At 53.4% G+C, this 16,478-nt stretch carries 18 protein-coding genes; 1 reads left to right on the plus strand and 17 read right to left on the minus strand.

Going from position 1 to position 16,478, the window contains the following annotated elements; all coding sequences use genetic code 11:
- Positions 1-4: 4 nt before the first annotated feature.
- The 5 genes from ligA to treC all read right to left on the minus strand — a co-directional run bounded on the left by ligA (position 5) and on the right by treC (position 9,226).
- A complete protein-coding gene (ligA, locus tag QU667_RS05940) occupies positions 5-2,026 on the minus strand; it encodes an NAD-dependent DNA ligase LigA (RefSeq protein WP_304986309.1) in 2,022 nt (673 codons plus the stop codon).
- A 7-nt stretch (positions 2,027-2,033) separates the two neighbouring features.
- The gene (pcrA, locus tag QU667_RS05945; protein WP_304986310.1) at positions 2,034-4,274 is read right to left on the minus strand and encodes a DNA helicase PcrA; all 2,241 of its coding nucleotides are present in this window, start codon (positions 4,272-4,274) and stop codon (positions 2,034-2,036) included.
- Positions 4,275-4,353: 79 nt separating this feature from the next.
- Positions 4,354-6,000, minus strand: coding sequence for a putative manganese-dependent inorganic diphosphatase (locus tag QU667_RS05950; RefSeq protein WP_304986311.1), 1,647 nt, complete (start codon positions 5,998-6,000; stop codon positions 4,354-4,356).
- A gap of 178 nt (positions 6,001-6,178) precedes the next feature.
- Positions 6,179-7,075: an ion transporter gene (locus QU667_RS05955; RefSeq protein ID WP_304986312.1), complete on the minus strand. Its 897-nt coding sequence runs from the start codon at positions 7,073-7,075 to the stop codon at positions 6,179-6,181.
- A gap of 516 nt (positions 7,076-7,591) precedes the next feature.
- Positions 7,592-9,226, minus strand: coding sequence for an alpha,alpha-phosphotrehalase (treC, locus tag QU667_RS05960; RefSeq protein WP_304986313.1), 1,635 nt, complete (start codon positions 9,224-9,226; stop codon positions 7,592-7,594).
- 15 nt (positions 9,227-9,241) lie between these two features.
- Between treC and QU667_RS05965 the strand changes: the two genes are divergently transcribed.
- The gene (locus QU667_RS05965; protein ID WP_304986314.1) at positions 9,242-9,379 is read left to right on the plus strand and encodes a hypothetical protein; all 138 of its coding nucleotides are present in this window, start codon (positions 9,242-9,244) and stop codon (positions 9,377-9,379) included.
- A 95-nt stretch (positions 9,380-9,474) separates the two neighbouring features.
- Here the strand turns inward: QU667_RS05965 and QU667_RS05970 are convergent, their stop codons facing one another.
- The 12 genes from QU667_RS05970 to QU667_RS06025 all read right to left on the minus strand — a co-directional run bounded on the left by QU667_RS05970 (position 9,475) and on the right by QU667_RS06025 (position 16,475).
- A complete protein-coding gene (locus QU667_RS05970; protein WP_304986315.1) occupies positions 9,475-10,374 on the minus strand; it encodes an ADP-ribosylglycohydrolase family protein in 900 nt (299 codons plus the stop codon).
- Positions 10,375-10,483: 109 nt separating this feature from the next.
- Positions 10,484-10,768: a hypothetical protein gene (locus QU667_RS05975; protein WP_304986316.1), complete on the minus strand. Its 285-nt coding sequence runs from the start codon at positions 10,766-10,768 to the stop codon at positions 10,484-10,486.
- Positions 10,769-10,770: 2 nt separating this feature from the next.
- Positions 10,771-11,508 carry a BRO-N domain-containing protein gene (locus tag QU667_RS05980; protein WP_304986317.1) on the minus strand — a complete coding sequence of 246 codons (738 nt, stop codon included), beginning with the start codon at positions 11,506-11,508 and terminating at the stop codon, positions 10,771-10,773.
- Positions 11,509-11,626: 118 nt separating this feature from the next.
- Positions 11,627-11,890 (minus strand): hypothetical protein, encoded by a 264-nt coding sequence (locus QU667_RS05985; protein WP_037351193.1) that lies wholly within the window; start codon positions 11,888-11,890, stop codon positions 11,627-11,629.
- Positions 11,891-11,957: 67 nt separating this feature from the next.
- Positions 11,958-12,617 (minus strand): phage minor head protein, encoded by a 660-nt coding sequence (locus tag QU667_RS05990; RefSeq protein WP_304986318.1) that lies wholly within the window; start codon positions 12,615-12,617, stop codon positions 11,958-11,960.
- A 124-nt stretch (positions 12,618-12,741) separates the two neighbouring features.
- Complete coding sequence (locus QU667_RS05995) at positions 12,742-13,356, minus strand: glycoprotease (RefSeq protein WP_304986319.1); 615 nt, start codon at positions 13,354-13,356, stop codon at positions 12,742-12,744.
- Entirely contained in the window at positions 13,349-14,008 is a 660-nt protein-coding gene (locus QU667_RS06000; RefSeq protein ID WP_304986320.1) for a peptidoglycan recognition protein family protein, read from the minus strand. Before QU667_RS06000 ends, QU667_RS05995 begins: the two co-directional genes overlap by 8 nt.
- On the minus strand, positions 14,008-14,472 hold the full coding sequence (locus QU667_RS06005; RefSeq protein WP_304988420.1) for a phage holin family protein: 465 nt from the start codon (positions 14,470-14,472) through the stop codon (positions 14,008-14,010). Before QU667_RS06005 ends, QU667_RS06000 begins: the two co-directional genes overlap by 1 nt.
- A 61-nt stretch (positions 14,473-14,533) precedes the next feature.
- Positions 14,534-14,698 carry a CD1375 family protein gene (locus QU667_RS06010; protein ID WP_304986321.1) on the minus strand — a complete coding sequence of 55 codons (165 nt, stop codon included), beginning with the start codon at positions 14,696-14,698 and terminating at the stop codon, positions 14,534-14,536.
- A 2-nt stretch (positions 14,699-14,700) separates the two neighbouring features.
- Positions 14,701-15,069 carry a hypothetical protein gene (locus tag QU667_RS06015; protein WP_304986322.1) on the minus strand — a complete coding sequence of 123 codons (369 nt, stop codon included), beginning with the start codon at positions 15,067-15,069 and terminating at the stop codon, positions 14,701-14,703.
- A gap of 15 nt (positions 15,070-15,084) precedes the next feature.
- Complete coding sequence (locus tag QU667_RS06020; RefSeq protein ID WP_304986323.1) at positions 15,085-15,609, minus strand: hypothetical protein; 525 nt, start codon at positions 15,607-15,609, stop codon at positions 15,085-15,087.
- Positions 15,610-15,629: 20 nt separating this feature from the next.
- On the minus strand, positions 15,630-16,475 hold the full coding sequence (locus tag QU667_RS06025) for a phage tail-collar fiber domain-containing protein (protein WP_304986324.1): 846 nt from the start codon (positions 16,473-16,475) through the stop codon (positions 15,630-15,632).
- Positions 16,476-16,478 lie beyond the last annotated feature (3 nt).

Below are 16,478 nucleotides of genomic sequence, written 5' to 3' on the forward strand. Positions count from 1 at the left end.
CCTTTCATTTCGCAGAAATCATATCTCTGAGTAATGCCTCGTCCAAGATGGGGATGCCGAGATCTTTCGCTTTTTGCAGCTTGCTCCCTGCTGCTTCGCCTGCGACGAGATAGTCGGTTTTCTTTGATACAGAACCTTTTACCGTACCGCCATGCGACGTAATCAGAGCGGCACATTCCTCGCGGGACAGCGTCGGAAGCGTACCCGTAATGACAAAAGATTTGCCGTCCAATGCCGCACCTGCACGCTCAACAGGAGCACTCGCAAAGTTCACCCCCGCTGCACGGAATTTATCGAGCAAGGCCCTCCCCGTTTCCGAGGAAAAGAACTCCGTGAGTTTCTGCACGCTGATCTGCCCCATATCGGGGACAGCACGGATTTTTTCGGGATCTGTACACGCAGCCTCCTGCAAGGCATCAATGGATGGGAATGCCTGCATAAGCGAGATTGCCGCCGCACGCCCGATGCCAGAGATGCCAAGCCCTGCGAGGAGGCGATCGGGGGGATTTTCTTTGCTTTTCTCAATGGCGGCAAGACGGCTGTCAACGCTCTTTTCCCGCCCGATCATCCCCGATGAGATGAGTTCATCCCGATATGTGTGCAGCGAATATATATCCGCAACATCATGCAGATAGCCCGCATGTGTCAGTGCAATGATTGCAGACTCTCCAAATCCCTTGATGTCCATTGCATTACGGCCGACAAAGTTCAAGATGTGGTTCTCCACCTGTGCGGGACATGCTGGATTCTGACACTTTATGTCCGCCGTATCCGCCTCACGCACGGCACGAGAACCGCAGACAGGGCATACATCGGAAATCACATAGGGTCGTGCATCCTGTGGACGTTTGTCAGTCACCACTGCCTTGACACGCGGAATGATCTCTCCCGATTTGTAGACGCGAATCGTATCCCCGATGCGTACGTCCAGACTGTCGATATAGTCCTGATTGTGGAGGGTCGCCCGCTCAACACGCGTGCCGCAGAGCTGCACGGGATCAAATACCGCCGTGGGGGTGATGCGTCCCGTCCGTCCGACGGAGAGCTCGATCGTACGGAGCACGGTTTCCTTTTCCTCGGGCGGATACTTATAGGCGATTGCCCAACGCGGCACCTTTGCCGTCGCGCCGAGTTCCGTGCGCTGTGCGAAGTCGTTGACCTTGACAACAGCACCGTCGATGTCATAGGGAAGCTCCCCGCGCCGCGCTCCGATTGCCGCGATTGCGTTCCAGACTTCATCCGCCGTACGGCAGACACGGTAATTCGCAATGATCTTGATTCCCTGCGCACGCATAAAGTCATACGCCTCTGTATGGAAGGCGAAGGAATGTCCCTCCGCACGCTGCAAGTTGAATACGAACATCGAGAGCCTTCGCTCCTTTGTCACGCGCGCATCCAGCTGACGCAATGTACCTGCGGCACAGTTGCGCGGATTTGCAAACGGCTTCAGCCCAAGCAGTTCCTGCCGCTCGTTGACCTCGGCGAAAGCGGCGCGCTCCATATAGACCTCGCCGCGCACCTCGAAATATGGGACAGGATCATGCAAACGCTCCACAACATCGCTGATCGCGCGTGCGTTCAGTGTAACATCCTCCCCCTGCACAATCCCGTCGCCGCGCGTAATGGCACGCACAAGTGTCCCATTTTCATAGCGCAGAGCGAGTGAAAGCCCGTCGATCTTTTCCTCCACAACGAACTCCGCCCTTGGAAACTGTGCGAGAATCCCTGTGACGAAGCTGCGGATCTCTTCCTCACTGAACACATCCTGAAGAGAGAGCATCGGGACATCATGCGGCACGAGTACACCGACTTCGCGCTGTGCCGTTCCCCCCACCTTCTGAGTCGGCGAATTTTTTGTAATGAGCTCCGGATATGCCGCCTCTATTTTCTTTAACCGCTGCATCAGCAGGTCAAAATCATAGTCCGATATATCGGATGCGTTATCATCATAGTATTGCTTGGAATACTTGCGGATCTTCTTCCGCAGTTCCGCAAGCTCGCTCTTGATCTCCTTGATGTCGCTCATACATCCCTCACAGCTTCAAAATCGGCGCATATTTCTGCACGAATTTCTTGATCCCCTCACCCGGGAATGCAATCGTAAGCTCTGCATCCTCCCCTTCGCCGCTGATGGCGACGATACGCCCGTCGCCCCACTTGCTGTGGCGCACGGCATCACCCGCCGTAAACTTGGCGGCAACATTGGGGCGGATCACGCTCCCGTCCTCAGCTGTATGCTGAGGCGGCGGCGGCAGATAGCCGCGGCGTCCGCCTGCCGCACCACGGCCCCAGACATCGGAGCGGCCGCGCACACCTATCTCGGCAAAGGAATCCGCTGTCTTATGTTCCAGAAGCTCCTCCGGTATCTCCGCGAGGAATCGTGAGGGACGCGACAGTTCCGTCCGTCCGTAGATGGTTCGCTGACGCGCATAGGTGAGATAGAGCCGTCGCTCGGCACGTGTAATACCGACGTAGCAGGTGCGCCGTTCCTCCTCGATCTCCGTATCGTCGAGCAGCGTTCGGGAATGGGGAAACAGCCCCTCCTCCATGCCCGCCATGAATACAGTCGGAAACTCCAGCCCCTTTGCTGCATGGAAGGTCATAAGCGTCACATTGCCGTCCGACTGCTCCGTCTCATCCACATCGGAGATGAGCGAGATTTGAGCGAGAAAATCCTCCAGACCGTTCTCCCCCTCCTCTGCACCGTCCTCAAAGTTCTTTGCCACACTGATAAACTCACGCAGATTCTCAAGCCGATCGCGATTGTCCTCCTTTGGATCGTCCTCAAGGGCGGCCGCATAACCGGACTCCTCAATGATGTCCTCGACAATCTCATGAAGCGGACGTGTACCGAGCTGCCCCATATAGGTAAATACGAGTGCAGAGAAATCCTCCATCTCGAATTTCACCTTTGCAGACAGCTTCGGTATGGTACTGAGCAGCTGCTCATCCGTAATCAGCTCGAAGAGCGAGATGCGGTATTCCGCCGCCTTCTCCATCATACGCCCCAGTGTTGTCTGTCCAAGGCCACGCTTTGGCACATTGATGATGCGCAGGAGGCTCAGTGTATCACGCGGATTATAAATGACACGCAGATAGGCAATAATATCCTTGATCTCACGGCGGTCATAAAAACGTACCGATCCAACCATGGTGTAAGGAATGCCTGTCGCATAAAAGGCTTCCTCGATGTTGCGGGACTGTGCATTCGTCCGATAGAGTACGGCAATATCGCCATACTTCGCGTTGAACATTGTGTGTAGGCGTTCCACCTCACGCACAATGAATGCGGCCTCGTTCTTCTCCGTACCGGCCTCGTAGACGGTGATCGGGTCGCCCGTGGGGTTATCCGTCCAAAGATCCTTCTTCTTGCGTGTCAGATTATTTTCAATGACCGCATTTGCCGCCGCGAGAATATTCTTTGTCGAGCGGTAGTTCTGTTCGAGCAGGATTACCGTTGCCTCCGGATAGTCGCGCTCAAAGTTCAGGATATTCCGCATATCCGCACCGCGCCACCCGTAGATCGACTGATCCGCATCGCCAACGACACAGAGGTTGCGATGCCCCGCTGCAAGCAGCTTTGTGATCTCATACTGTGCGCCGTTCGTATCCTGATACTCATCAACGAGGATGTATTGAAATTTCTTTTGGTATTTCTCGCAGATTTCCTCGTTCTTTTTCAACAATTCCACGGTCAGCATGAGGAGATCATCAAAATCCAAGGCATTATTTGCACGCAGTTTCGACTGGTAGAGCTCATAGATCTTTGCCACCTGCTCCGCAAAGAAGTCTGTCGCCTGTGCCGCAAATGCCTGAACATCAAGGAGACGATTTTTTGCGTCCGAAATATGCGACTGTACCGCTCCCGGCGCCGTATGTTTCTCGTCGATATTCAGTTCCTTCAGACACTCACGGATCAGATTTTTGCTGTCCGAAGCATCATAAATCACAAAATTCTTCGCATACGTTCCCAAATGCTCGATTTCCATGCGGAGAAAACGGGCACAGAAGGAGTGAAACGTACTGAGCCATACATCGTGTGCGGATTCACCGATCAGGGTATCGACACGATCGCGCATTTCGCGTGCGGCTTTATTGGTAAATGTTATAGCAAGAATGCGGTACGGTGGAACACCATGCTCCAAGAGGTTTGCAATGCGGAAGGTCAGTACGCGTGTCTTGCCGGAGCCCGCACCCGCCACGATGAGGAGAGGTCCCTCAAGGCAGGCTACGGCTCTCTGCTGCGGCTCGTTCAGCCCCTGAAACAAATCCATGAAAACTCCTTCCAATGAAGAAAGGCGGGGCCGCCGCTATGGCAAACTCCGCCCCTGCCGTTATTATATCGGATGCACCTTACGTCTTGATGCGTTTGACCGCCTCCGAGAGCGGCGGGATGATCTGCTTTTTACGTGACATGACACCGGGCAGATAGAGATGCGTCCCGCTCGTATCCTTGCGGAACGCCTCGCCAATGAGTGTACGTGGCGAACCCGTGAAGAGCAGATAGGTCGCCTCTTCAAGGATGTCCGTAATCATGACAAGGCTCAGATCAAATCCTTCGGTGTCACAAATGGTCTTCATCGCGGCAAGCAGCTCGTCCTCCTTCGCCATGATCTCCTTCGTATCCATGACAGAGGTTTGACTCACGATAACGCGATATGCACCGATCGTAAACTCCTTGAGATCGTTGCGGACAATCTCCATCGGCGACATATTGCCGATGCTTGAGCCTGCCTTGAGCATCTCAAGACCATAGGCATTGAGATCGACATTTGCAATATCCGCAAGGCGTTCGGCCGCCTTCTTATCCTTCGGCGTACAGGTCGGTGACTTGAAGAGCACGGTATCCGAGATGATCGCAGAGAGCAGAAGCCCCGCAATCGACGGAGGAATGTCGATGTCGTTCTGCCAATGCATATTGGAAACAATGGTCGCGGTGCACCCGACCGGCTCAGCGTGGGTGTAAATCGGCTCGCTCGTGCTGATGCCACCGAAGCGATGGTGATCGATGATCTCGATGATCTTCGCTTCTTCGATGCCCTCGACCGCTTGATTGCGCTCGTTGTGATCCACGAGAATGACCTGCGCCGGCTCCGATACGACGAGTCGGTCACGGCTTACGAGACCGACGATGCGCCCGTTTTCAAGGACAGGGTAGTTGCGGAAATTGGTCTCCTCCATCGTGCCTTTAATGTCTGAGAGGAGATCGAGCGGCTTGAAGCAGACAGGATTGTCGTGCATAATCCGCCGAACTGGCACACACTGATTGATGAGGCGCGCCACCGTATAGGTATCATAGGGCGTTGAGAGGACAAAAATACCGCGCGTTTCCGCTGCCTCCAACGCCTCGGCGGGGACGCGGCCGTCGCCTGTCACAATCAGACAGGCAATCCCCTGATGAATACAGGCAAGGATTGTCTCCGTACGACGGTCACCAACAAGGACAATGTCATTTTCCTTGATGAGCTTGTGAATCGTCTCCACGCTGCCGGCGGCAATACGGATCTGCCCCTTGATCGTTTCGCTCTCTTCCCCTGCGACGAGGACATTGCTGTCCGTTGCGCGAATAATGTCACGATAGCGTACGCGCATATCCGAGAGATTCGTCATGCCAAGCTCCTGGAAATAGCGCTTTGCCAGATCACTGACCGAAACAATCCCGACAAGGATCCCCTTGCTGTCCGTCACGGGAATCGACCGCAAATCATTTTCACGCAGCACCTCGCCCAAGTTGCGCAGCGTGTCATGCTGACGGACGACAATTTTGCAGTCCATCGCGATGTCCTTGACGCGCGGATAGAGATCGGGAATGAGGAGCGGCTGTTCCACATGGAAATACTCCAAGGCAAACTTCGTTTCCTTATTCACCTTTCCGGCGCGTGCCGCAACCGCATTGACCCCCATCGCCTGTTTCAGATGCGCATATCCGACTGCTGAGCAGATGGAGTCTGTATCCGGATTGCGATGCCCAATGACATAGATCGGTTTTGCAACGTTCAAGATGATACCTCCCTATCGCGGCTTCATCACGCCGCACATTTTGAAATCCATTATACCATACTCGTGGACATGATTCAATTTTTGCAAAAATAAATCAAAGGGCTGTTGCACGAGGACAAAACAGTCTTCGTACAACAGCCCTTTGACAGGACAAAAATCTATAACAATTTGACGAACTTCATTTGATCGGCGATTCCTTAACCATAACACGCTCGAACAGCGTTCTTTTCTTCAGCAGCTCTTCAATCTGTTCAAGATGCTTGCGGATTTCCTTCTCCACTTCGTCGGCTGCGCATACATCGGAAGATGTGTTTTCCTCCTCAGCAGCGTTCTGTTCTCGTTTGACTGCTTCTGAAATGGTGCCAACCGCTTCTACCACGATACCCACCATGACATTCAGCAGCGTAATGGACGTAAGAAGGATAAACACCAAAAAGTATACCCATGAATACGGATGCATTTCCATGATCGGTCTCGCCACAGCTGTCGCCCATGACTCAAAGGTCATCACCTGGAACAGGGTGAAAATAGATCCTCCGATATTCCCGAACAGTTCCGGGAACGTCTCTCCATACAATGTACTGCCGAAAACACCAAAAATATAAAATATAATAAAGAGCAGAAGCAACGCCCAAGACATACTTGGAATTGCTTTTAACATGGATGATACCAGTATCTGCAGCTCCGGAAATTCAGCCAACGCCTTGAGCAGCCGAAATATACGAAAGGCTCGAATGACCGAAATATTGGAGGAAATAAAGATGATGGAACTGAGGACAATGACAAAATCAAAAATATTCCAGTTTTCTGACCAAAAGTTACGCCGATAAACTAGTAACTTGGCAATCAATTCTATGGTAAAAATCACCAAACAGGCCTTATCTACCGCTTCCAGAAAAAAAACTTGTTCGGCAGACAGCGTCCGATCCGTCAATATCCCTAATACTGCTGCATTCAGAATAATAACGGCGGTGATAATTTTCTGTGTATGCTTCCAATGAAGAGCTCTTTGCAGTACATCCATAATAAACTCCATTCCGCCGCTGTCGCCGGCGGCACAAACAGAAAATAACAAAGGTGCGACATCCCTTGTTCGTTGTCATTTACGTTGGAAAGCAATCGCTTGTTCATGGTGTTGTCCTTCGATGCTGAAGCCGCATACCATGGCAAAGCGGTAGATGCCGCGTAAACGGCAGGGACAGAACGTCACTGCATTGTACCCGCGTTTTGTCCGTATACGCGCCTTTGACGGTATCGCGTTCGGTGTCCCACCTCGCCATTGGCAAAATCACCAAGCGTATAACGTTCCCTTCGTGCGCTTCTGCGTAACGTTTGCATTCCCATCGTAAATTTTTCTCTTCATAATAACAATTTTATTGGTTCTTAACAATAAAATTGCAAAAAGTGATGAGATCATACACGAAAGTGATGTGTTTCAGAGAAATGCAATATCCAACCGGATTTTCCATTCCTTCCGCCTATTACATCAAATCCCCCTCAATCTTCGTATTTTGATTGAAAATTTACGTACAGAAAACCGCCCATTGAGATCCATGAGCGGTTGTTGAAAGTCCGTATTTATCTGTACGAATTACTTTTCGAGTGCGACGACCTCATACGGGCGCAGATCCACCGCAAGTCCATCGTAGTTGCCGATGAGCTTCGACCACCCCTCATCCGTGAGTGCCGCGAGGCTGTCCTCCATCAGCGGGACGTTCGCCGCGCGGAAGTTGCAGTAGACGCGGAGCTTCCGCCCCGCATACGCACGCTCGTAGGCGACGACGCTCGCATTCTCGCGCTCAAGGAAAAAGATGTCTCCCTTCTGGATGATGGGCTGCTCCTTGCGCAGACGAATCAATTTTTGATAGAAACGGAACACGGAGTCTGCATCCACAAGCTCCGCCTCGGTGTTGATCGTGTTGAAATTCGCAGGCGGCGTGAGCCACGGCGTACCGCTTGTAAAGCCTGCATTCGCAGCCGCACTCCACTGCATCGGGGTGCGGCTGTTGTCGCGTGAGCGCACGGAGAGAATATGCAGTGCCTCCTCTTTGCTCTTGCCCTCATTGAGCAAAATTTTGTAGTAGTTCAGGCTTTCAACGTCCTTGTACTGCGCGATGTCTGTGTACTGTGCGTTCGTCATGCCGAGTTCTTCGCCCTGATAGATGTACGGCGTGCCGCGCATGAGGTGAATACACGCGCCGAGCATTTTCGCGGACTCCTTCGGATAGCGTTCGTCGTCCCCGAAACGGCTGACAACGCGCGGCTGATCGTGGTTGCACCAGAACACGGCGTTCCAACCGCCGCCCGCCGCCATCCCCTCCTGCCATACGGCAAAGAGTTTCTTGAGCGCCATGATGTCCGGCTTCTGCAGTGCCCACTTCACGCCTCCCTTGTAATCAATCTTCAGGTGGTGGAAACTGAACGCCATGGACAGTTCTTTCTCGGCGGGGTTGGAGTAGCGAATGCAGTTCTCCAAGGATGTGGAGGACATCTCGCCGACGGTCATCATCGTGTCGATGCCCGTGTCACGCGTGAGTTCCTTCAGGAATTCGTGGACGTGGCGTCCATCGGTGTAGAAGCGACGGCCGTCGCCCTCGTGATCGTCCTCAAAAAACTCGGGCTTTGAGATGAGGTTGACCACGTCAAAGCGGAACCCCTCTACGCCCTTAGCCTTCCAGAAGCGGATGACGTTTTTCAGCTCCTCACGCACACGCGGATTCTTCCAGTTGAGGTCTGCCTGCGTCACATCGAAGAGGTGCAGATAGTATTTTCCAAGTGCGGGGACGTACTCCCACGCGTTTCCGCCGAACTTCGATTCCCAGTTCGTCGGCGGAGCATCCGGCGTGCCGTCCCTCCATATATAGTAGTCCATGTAGTCGGGATCACCCGCAAGGGCGCGTTTGAACCACGCGTGCTCGGTCGATGTGTGGTTGAATACCATGTCAAACATCAGCCCGATGCCGTGCGTCTTTGCTGTGCGAATGAGTGTGTCCACGTCCTCCATCGTGCCGAAACGCGGGTCGACGGCACAGTAGTCCGCGACATCGTAACCATTGTCGTTCTGCGGTGAAACAAAGAACGGCGTGAGCCAGAGGAGGTCAACGCCGAGCTCCTTCAGGTAGTCGAGCTTTGCGGTGATGCCGGGCAGATCGCCGAGTCCGTCGCCGTTCGTGTCGTAGAAGGACTTCGGGTAAATCTGGTAGACAACCTTATTTTGTATATTCATTGTATACACTCCTTTATGACAACACGGCAAATTCCACACAAGCACCTCGAACCCGTCGCCCCCTGCGCGATGTTCGAGAGCGCGATCATCGACCACAGCATTGTGCCGCGATCGCCCGCGATGAACTGCAGGTCAATCACATTTGTTCTGTGATGCAGCCCCGTGATGACTAGCAGTGCATAGATAGGAGCCCCGCCTGACCAAAGTTGAGATACATTCTACGTGAGTGGTTTGTCCCCAGAAATAGTTCATCTAACCACCCATTCCACGAAAGCGTCTAGTCTTGCTCGGATGTCTGCGGGGATCGCCTCTATCCATCGCTGCGGAATGGCATCGTATCCGTAGTACGCTCCTGCCAGTCCTCCAGTGATCGCACCAATGGTGTCGGCATCGCCGCCGAGGTTGACTGCGGTGATGAGAGCGTTCTCGAAGTCACCTTCTGTGATAAAGGCGAAGTAGGCACACTCCATGCTCTCTGGTGCCCATCCAGAGGGATTGACGCAGTTGCTGAATCCGTATTCAGAAACCCCTGCCATCGTGTTAAGGGGGATTAATCCTGCGTCCTGCTCATCCTTGATGAAACGATGAACGGCATCGGCGTAATAGCGACAAATGTCAGAGGACAATGCGTCGTAGTGTGTCATCTCGGCGATCTGCGTGGTGCGTTCTGCCCGCTCCTCTGCGCCCTCGTACGCGAGGGCTGTGCCGATGGTGCGCATGAGTGCCCCGTTTCCCCCGCTGCGGTCGCCATTCTCCTCTGCTGTCCTTTTCCCTGCCGCGTCCCAGGCTGCCTCTGCATCCATTCCTGCCGCTAGGTTCGCGAGTGCCGTTGAAATGGATCGTGCACAGGTCATTCCGATGTCTTTCGGTGCGGTGTTCACCCATTCGATGAATCGTCGCCCGATTGGCTCAATCGGTGCAGAGGCGTTATCCATGATGCCTTCGCAGACGGCGAGTGTCATGGCGGTGTCATCCGTTGTCTCCCCCGGCGTGAGGCTCAGCCATCCGCCGCCGACCATCTCTGTGACACGTCCGCCGTACTTCTGTTTAATCTGCTCGGCATTCATAAATTCAAGAGGCCCGCCGAGGGCATCTCCAATCGCGACACCGTAAAGTGCGCCACGTATCTTATCTTCGTTTCTTGCCATGTTCATTCTCCTTCTCACGTTTCTTTACGATCTGCGCGTCCATGCTCGTGTAATTCTCTGGATAGTATCAATACCCCGCCCATGTGAGCGGGGTATTGTGAGGTCGCGGTCACTTCCGACAGCTATTTCCATGAAGGATTTCGACATTGTGATAGGTTGCGGCAACGAGAAAGCCATATTCCGTCAGGTACGGCATCTGAATCTCGCCGATTCCATACTTGCCGTAGGTAACACCGTACTCGCCCGTGATACGTGTCATGGCGTATTCAACGGCTTCTCTGTTAAACAGGGAGGTCGCACGCGTCAGCGGAACTCCTGCGCGATACTCAAACGCAACGGCTTCACTCCGAAAAAGAGACTTTACTTCATCGACGTTCATCGTGCTTTCAATCATGACTACGCCGCCTCCCGCCCGAAAATCTTTTCAAATACGGGGATGACGCTCTCGTAGTACCGCCATGTCTCGACTTCTTTGACGCTGTGCTCGGACTTGCTGTAGAACAGCTTGCCGTATGCATCAGTCTTGAGGTTGTGCTTGTTCGCGAGCTTGCCGATCTTGTTTGCCGACACGCCGAACATTGCGCCGATTTCCGTCGCGGAATACGTCCGACGCTCTGCGGCGGGCAAGGGAAGAATTATCTCACCCGCGACCATCTCGGCGGCTTTTGCGTTGCATACAGCTTTGTATTCGGGAATGTTCGTGCGCTCTGCAATCTTGAGGAGGAGGTTCGCCGCACGGGTGCGAGCATTGCGCTCCATGATTTCCACACGCTTGGATTGAAGGGCATCGTCATGCTTCACGTTGTAGCCGCCCGTCTTGCGGATGGACGGCAGGACTTCTGACGTGACCCAGCGTTTGAACTTCTTCGCAGCAGGGAGCTTCGAGGAGAGGATGAGCGAGTAAAGCCCCGATTCGTTGATGATGGTTGCCGTTTGTGTTCCGCGCGACGGGGTGGTAATTTGCCACCCCGTCTTATCTTCCTCGTCAACATGGGCTTTCAACGCATTCACGGTATCCTTATAGCCCAGAATCTCCGCGACATCTTTGCCGACGAAATACGGTTCTCCGCCCTTCACAACCGTTCGCACCTTGCCAAACTCGGCGTTCTCGAAAATCTGCACTTCCTTTGTCATTACAATTCATCCTTTCATTTTTCCCGAAAAGATGATAGAATGAACGCATCAATCCCTTCGGGGGTTGTAGGACAAGCAACCCTCGACTGTCGCCAAACACTGGGGGTTGCTTTTTTCATCAATCTCGATAACTTTCGCGCACGGTATCAAGCAACGTCCTGCCATGCGGGGCATTCCCATCACCTTTAATGACGTCCACTTCGGCGGTTCCTATAAGTGGTTTGATGCGCGCTTCAAGCCACTCCGTTACACTCGTGTTTCCGGCTGCTTTCCGCTGATAATTATATGCAGGAAATAGCTGACTACGCGGGCAACGAATTACGACCTTAATTTCTTCGAGCTGAACTATCTGTCGTTCAAGCTCACTCGCAGGCACATTCATATCTCTCCCTCCTTTCAACGGCAATATTACACGATTATTTTCCGCTTGTCAATGAGTTATTTATATTTTATTTTGTATGTCTATTCATAATTTTACAAAATTCCATTTTCGTCATTTTATAGATTTTGCCGCCGATGTGAACATTCACAGGGTACTTTAGCAAATCTTCATCCACGACAGTTTCGGCATAGCAGCGACAGAGAGGGCAACATCCGGCATGATAGTGACCATAATCCTCCGCATTCGTTGACGGAAATAATGTTTCTGGCGCGGGTGGGTCGTTCCAATTCACAACAATTCCGCTCATTTTGCGATGGCTGTCCCGTGTTTTTCCATCGCCTTTTCTGCCACCACAGGCACGCCACACATACCAATGGAGCCCTAGCTTCTCAGAACGTTCCTGTTCTAAAGCTGTTGTCACAATAGACGCTTGTGTTCGTGCAATCAAAAGAGCTTTATTTTTTACATGGGCAGGAAGCATTTTCTCAAGGTCTTTCTCAATAGATTCAGCCCTGCGTCCTTTTTGGTTCTCCTGCATGACATAAATAGCTATATTGTTGGCATCCTCTGCCGAGAGTATTGTCAAAAGATATGGAGCTGACAGGACAAGGGCAGACACACGCGCGCCCGTTTCTCCTTGCATCTCTTTTTGCAGAGCATCATACATCGTTTTTCCTCGCCCATAGGTCGAGGTTATTTTTTTGATGATCCCCATTATGTCTATCATCGTGCGGTACCGCCTTTCTCTCATAGACTGCTTTTATTGCTCCAATCTTATATTACTCGATGATAGACATAAACTCAACGGGATATAAAAATTAGCCCCGAAGCCGAAGCTCCGGGGCGATGAATTACCACTCTATGATATTGTATGTAACGGTCGCACCCTTGTACCGTCCGCCGTCAAAATGCGCAAGAGCCTCAAAGCGGCCCTGCTCATAGCCGACGATCATGAGTGCCTTGCCGTCGATGACGGACGCGCCCGCCTTGATGCGGTGGTCTTTTCGGAGGTTGATCTTATACACGTCAACTTTTTGCTTTTCAGTTGGCAATTGCTTGCCATCTTTGTCCTGTGTAATCGGTGTGACAACGGTGCGGTCAGACTTCTCCCGTGCCGCCCTCGGTAGTGTCGGGTCGTCCTCCCGTATCTGTCGCTCAACGACCTGCGCCGCACGCTCTACAGTAGGCGCGGTAACATGGTATGTCACCGTAGGCGCACGCTGCCCCGCCTGTACCTCCGCAAGCCGCTGTTGCAGGGCATTCGCATTGGCGCGTGAAATATCCAGCTGCGCCCGCAGTGCCGCCGTGTTCTGCGTCTGCTCCTGCGTCATGACGGCGGGCTTTTCCGCTGCGGTCTGCTCTTCTCTTGAAAGAGCAATGCCCAGAATCAAGAGGAGCAGAATGAGGAGGATCACCAACAGGGCTGTTTTGTGCTCTGTGACCGCCCGCTTGACCCGCTCAATCATTGGGAGTTTCTCCCCGCTCCGCCCACGCTTTACGATACCAGTTCGCCTTGCCGCGCAGCACGTCGCCGCCGCGCATCCCGTCCGTTGCCGCTGGGAAGTATTTAGGACTTTCCATCGTGCCGAGATACTCAAGATCCCATCGGGTATCGCCGTCGTGGATTTCGTCGTGCCATAGCGCGTACGCAGGATGTGAGCGGATTCCATCCTCGTTTGCCGCCGCCTCGCCGTGTGTCAGAACGCGCTGTTTGTCGATCGTCAGCCAGAGTCCATTACAGAGTGCGGCGATTGCCTTTGCCATGCCCTCAATCTGTGCGTCGGTCGGCGGCTCTGCGCCGAGGTTGTTCGTCGTTGCCCCCAGACAACCGAGGATGCAGATACTCACGCTGCCGCTGTTACGCTGCCACGTTGCCGCAAGCACATCATCAAGAGCCCCGTCCGCGATGACGTAGATTTCTCCGTCACGGTCGATTTGGACGTGGTAGTCACTCCAAAACTGCCCATAATGTCCCGCCGACCAGTGGAGATAGACTTTTGTCTCGCGCCCCTGCGCCGCTGCTGCGTCAGCGATTGCCTCACGGTAGTACATGGCGAGGCTTTCCAGTTCTGCGGGCGATACGCGCCGCATCTGCGACGGATGTAATACGTGTGCCATTATTTCTGTTCTCCCTTCTTTTCATCCTTCTCATTTTTCAGCTGTTCGAGCGTGTCCTGCAGCTTCTTTGGGACGGGTACGCCGGAGTTCGCTGCATTCTCAATAATACTCAGCCCTTCATTCCCGATAAAGAACCAGATCACAAGCACACGTGCCGCTTCGCCGCCCGTAAGGTCTGAAATAAAGTGCGCGAGGGCGACGATGGAGAGGATGAGTACTTTCTTGCAAATCCCCCGAAAGCCGACCTTGCTGTTCCATCCGCCGAGGTTCGGATTGACCTTCGCCGCCAGCATTCCCGTCACATAGTCCATTCCCATGAGTACCAGAAGTGCCTCCATCGCCTTATCCCATCCGCAAAGGTACGCGATCACGCCGCCTACTACCGCCGTCATGCTTCCTGCCTCCACCTCCGTCCCTGTCGGCACGCAATCTGTGAACCACGTCAAAATGCTCTGCACGAGCATCACTCCTTTCTCTGCACAGAAAAAGCCGCCATGCATCATGACGGCTTTTCTGTGCCAATTATCAACCTGCGTTATGTGCGACGATCCACTCTGCAACCTTCTCGCGGTATGCCTCCGGTACAACGCGCAGGTTCTTCGGGTTGTCCTCCGGGGACAGTGCAAATTTCCCGCCCTGCACAAGGACACCATAAGCGACGACAATGTAGCTGTAGATTGTTGCTGCCATTCTTATTTTCCTCCTTTGAGTTTTGCAAGTTCTGCTTCAAGCGCCGCGATGCGGCTCTGCATATCTACCATGCCCTCCATGACGGCAAGCTCTGTTTCGGGTACGTTTGCCGTCGGCTCTTCTGTTGCCTCTGCAGGCGGCGCGGGCGGGGCGGAGACGGGCAAGCCCGTCTTTGGGTCGCGGATGTAGCCCGTGCCGTTGTCACCTGCGCCACGATTACCGATGTAGTGCTGGTAATCTTCATCGGAGATGGGGATGTAGCCGACATCGATGTACGCCTGTCGCTCCTCGTCGGTCGTGTAGTGTACGCCGGACAGTACCGTTGCGACACGTACCCCCTGTGCGTCAAATTTGGATAATATCTCTTGCATTGTCATGGCCTCCCATCAAACACCAATCAAGATCCAGCGGATAGCATAGAGCTGTGACTGGCGAAAATAATTAGACGATACGTTTAGCTTGCCGTCGATAAAAATAGTAGACACAATAGGTTTTTCTTCGTTCCAGCCAATAGAAGCCGTTCCGCCTGCAATGTTCACATTCCCGCACGAAAAATATTCGGTAGAAATAGAAATCGGCAGCGTCACAAGAACCGTTTTATCTTTGACCCCATCCTTATTTGTCGACATCGTTCCCCACTGTATCTTGATATTTCCAAAGAGAGCACCGAGACAGAGGTAACCGTTTTCTGCCATGCTGTATCTTACCCCTGTAGCTTCGAAGGCTGATTTCAGCAGTTTTGCAAAGCCCTGTTTCACCCACCCGACCGTCGCGGGCTGCGTGTCTTCCCCGCCGCCGCCGATGACCTCTAACGTTTTTACGGCGAGCTTATCGAAAAAGCCGCCCGCCCATCTGTTGCCCGACGTTCCGAGCGTGCTACTCGGTGTCGGCGGTACAAAATTTCCTGCCATGTTTCATCTTCCTTTCCTGTTTATGAAAGTGTAAAGTCCCCATTGGGGAGCATCCTAAACTGCTGCGTGTAAAACGTATCCGGTGCGAGGGTGATGTCCTCGCCCATAATCGCAAACTTCACGCCGACTTTCGGCTCTGTGAGGTCAGCGGACATCGTAACGTCGCCCTCTCCGTTGCGCACAAACAAATCCCTGCCGCGCGCTACGCCCTCGATGACGTGGAATCCGGCAGAACCGTCAGTGTAGGCCTGCCCAAGCACAGCCCCCCGATAGTCCTTGTAGTTGGTCTGCGTCGTCCCTCCCTGCGTGCAAAAGAGCAGGAGATTTGTGTGCATCGTCGGGTCATACACTACGTCTCCGTACTGATACGCTGTCCCGCGTTTGATGAGCCGCGCCCCGCGTGCAAGCATCTCTGTGTTGACCAGTCCCGCAGGGTCGATCTTCACAACGATATTCGCTGCATTCGCAACGGCGATGTTCATTGCGTAGGTCGCACTCTGTCTAAGTGCCGCCGATGCGGGCGGCACGAAGTCGGGAGCACTGTCAAGGGAGATCATATAAAGGATTTCACCCCGCTGTGGGTCTTTGGCAAAAAGCCCCCACTCACGCGCGTAGAACGCCGCCGTGACGTTGGACGATGAAATGACCCCTGTCACGGTACACATACCGTCTTTCGCGGTAATGCTGCTGATCCCGAAGACGGCTTTCGGGCCGACGAGGTCGGTCATGGGATCGACGCTTGCAATATTCTCCGCACCGTCTCCGAGCTTGATCTTTGTCAGTTCAAGTTTGCATTGTCCCGCCTCGACTTTGATTTGCAGGTCGCGCCCAACGCTCGTGAGCTGTCCGCCTGTCCAGTTTGCCATACT

It is taken from the genome of Selenomonas dianae (assembly GCF_030644225.1).
GTDB classification, from domain to species: Bacteria; Bacillota; Negativicutes; order Selenomonadales; family Selenomonadaceae; genus Centipeda; species Centipeda dianae.

Excerpts from the sequence above, each read along its gene's own strand:
- QU667_RS06000 (WP_304986320.1), bottom strand. The coding sequence starts at position 14,008 with ATGGCACACGTATTACATCCGTCGCAGATGCGGCGCGTATCGCCCGCA.
- QU667_RS05995 (WP_304986319.1), bottom strand. The coding sequence starts at position 13,356 with ATGATTGAGCGGGTCAAGCGGGCGGTCACAGAGCACAAAACAGCCCTG.
- QU667_RS06005 (WP_304988420.1), bottom strand. The coding sequence starts at position 14,472 with ATGCTCGTGCAGAGCATTTTGACGTGGTTCACAGATTGCGTGCCGACA.
- QU667_RS06020 (WP_304986323.1), bottom strand. The coding sequence starts at position 15,609 with ATGGCAGGAAATTTTGTACCGCCGACACCGAGTAGCACGCTCGGAACG.
- ligA (WP_304986309.1), bottom strand. The coding sequence starts at position 2,026 with ATGAGCGACATCAAGGAGATCAAGAGCGAGCTTGCGGAACTGCGGAAG.
- QU667_RS05965 (WP_304986314.1), top strand. The coding sequence starts at position 9,242 with ATGACAACACGGCAAATTCCACACAAGCACCTCGAACCCGTCGCCCCC.
- QU667_RS06015 (WP_304986322.1), bottom strand. The coding sequence starts at position 15,069 with ATGCAAGAGATATTATCCAAATTTGACGCACAGGGGGTACGTGTCGCA.
- QU667_RS05975 (WP_304986316.1), bottom strand. The coding sequence starts at position 10,768 with ATGATTGAAAGCACGATGAACGTCGATGAAGTAAAGTCTCTTTTTCGG.
- treC (WP_304986313.1), bottom strand. The coding sequence starts at position 9,226 with ATGAATATACAAAATAAGGTTGTCTACCAGATTTACCCGAAGTCCTTC.
- QU667_RS05980 (WP_304986317.1), bottom strand. The coding sequence starts at position 11,508 with ATGACAAAGGAAGTGCAGATTTTCGAGAACGCCGAGTTTGGCAAGGTG.
- pcrA (WP_304986310.1), bottom strand. The coding sequence starts at position 4,274 with ATGGATTTGTTTCAGGGGCTGAACGAGCCGCAGCAGAGAGCCGTAGCC.
- QU667_RS06010 (WP_304986321.1), bottom strand. The coding sequence starts at position 14,698 with ATGGCAGCAACAATCTACAGCTACATTGTCGTCGCTTATGGTGTCCTT.
- QU667_RS06025 (WP_304986324.1), bottom strand. The coding sequence starts at position 16,475 with ATGGCAAACTGGACAGGCGGACAGCTCACGAGCGTTGGGCGCGACCTG.
- QU667_RS05970 (WP_304986315.1), bottom strand. The coding sequence starts at position 10,374 with ATGGCAAGAAACGAAGATAAGATACGTGGCGCACTTTACGGTGTCGCG.
- QU667_RS05990 (WP_304986318.1), bottom strand. The coding sequence starts at position 12,617 with ATGATAGACATAATGGGGATCATCAAAAAAATAACCTCGACCTATGGG.
- QU667_RS05985 (WP_037351193.1), bottom strand. The coding sequence starts at position 11,890 with ATGAATGTGCCTGCGAGTGAGCTTGAACGACAGATAGTTCAGCTCGAA.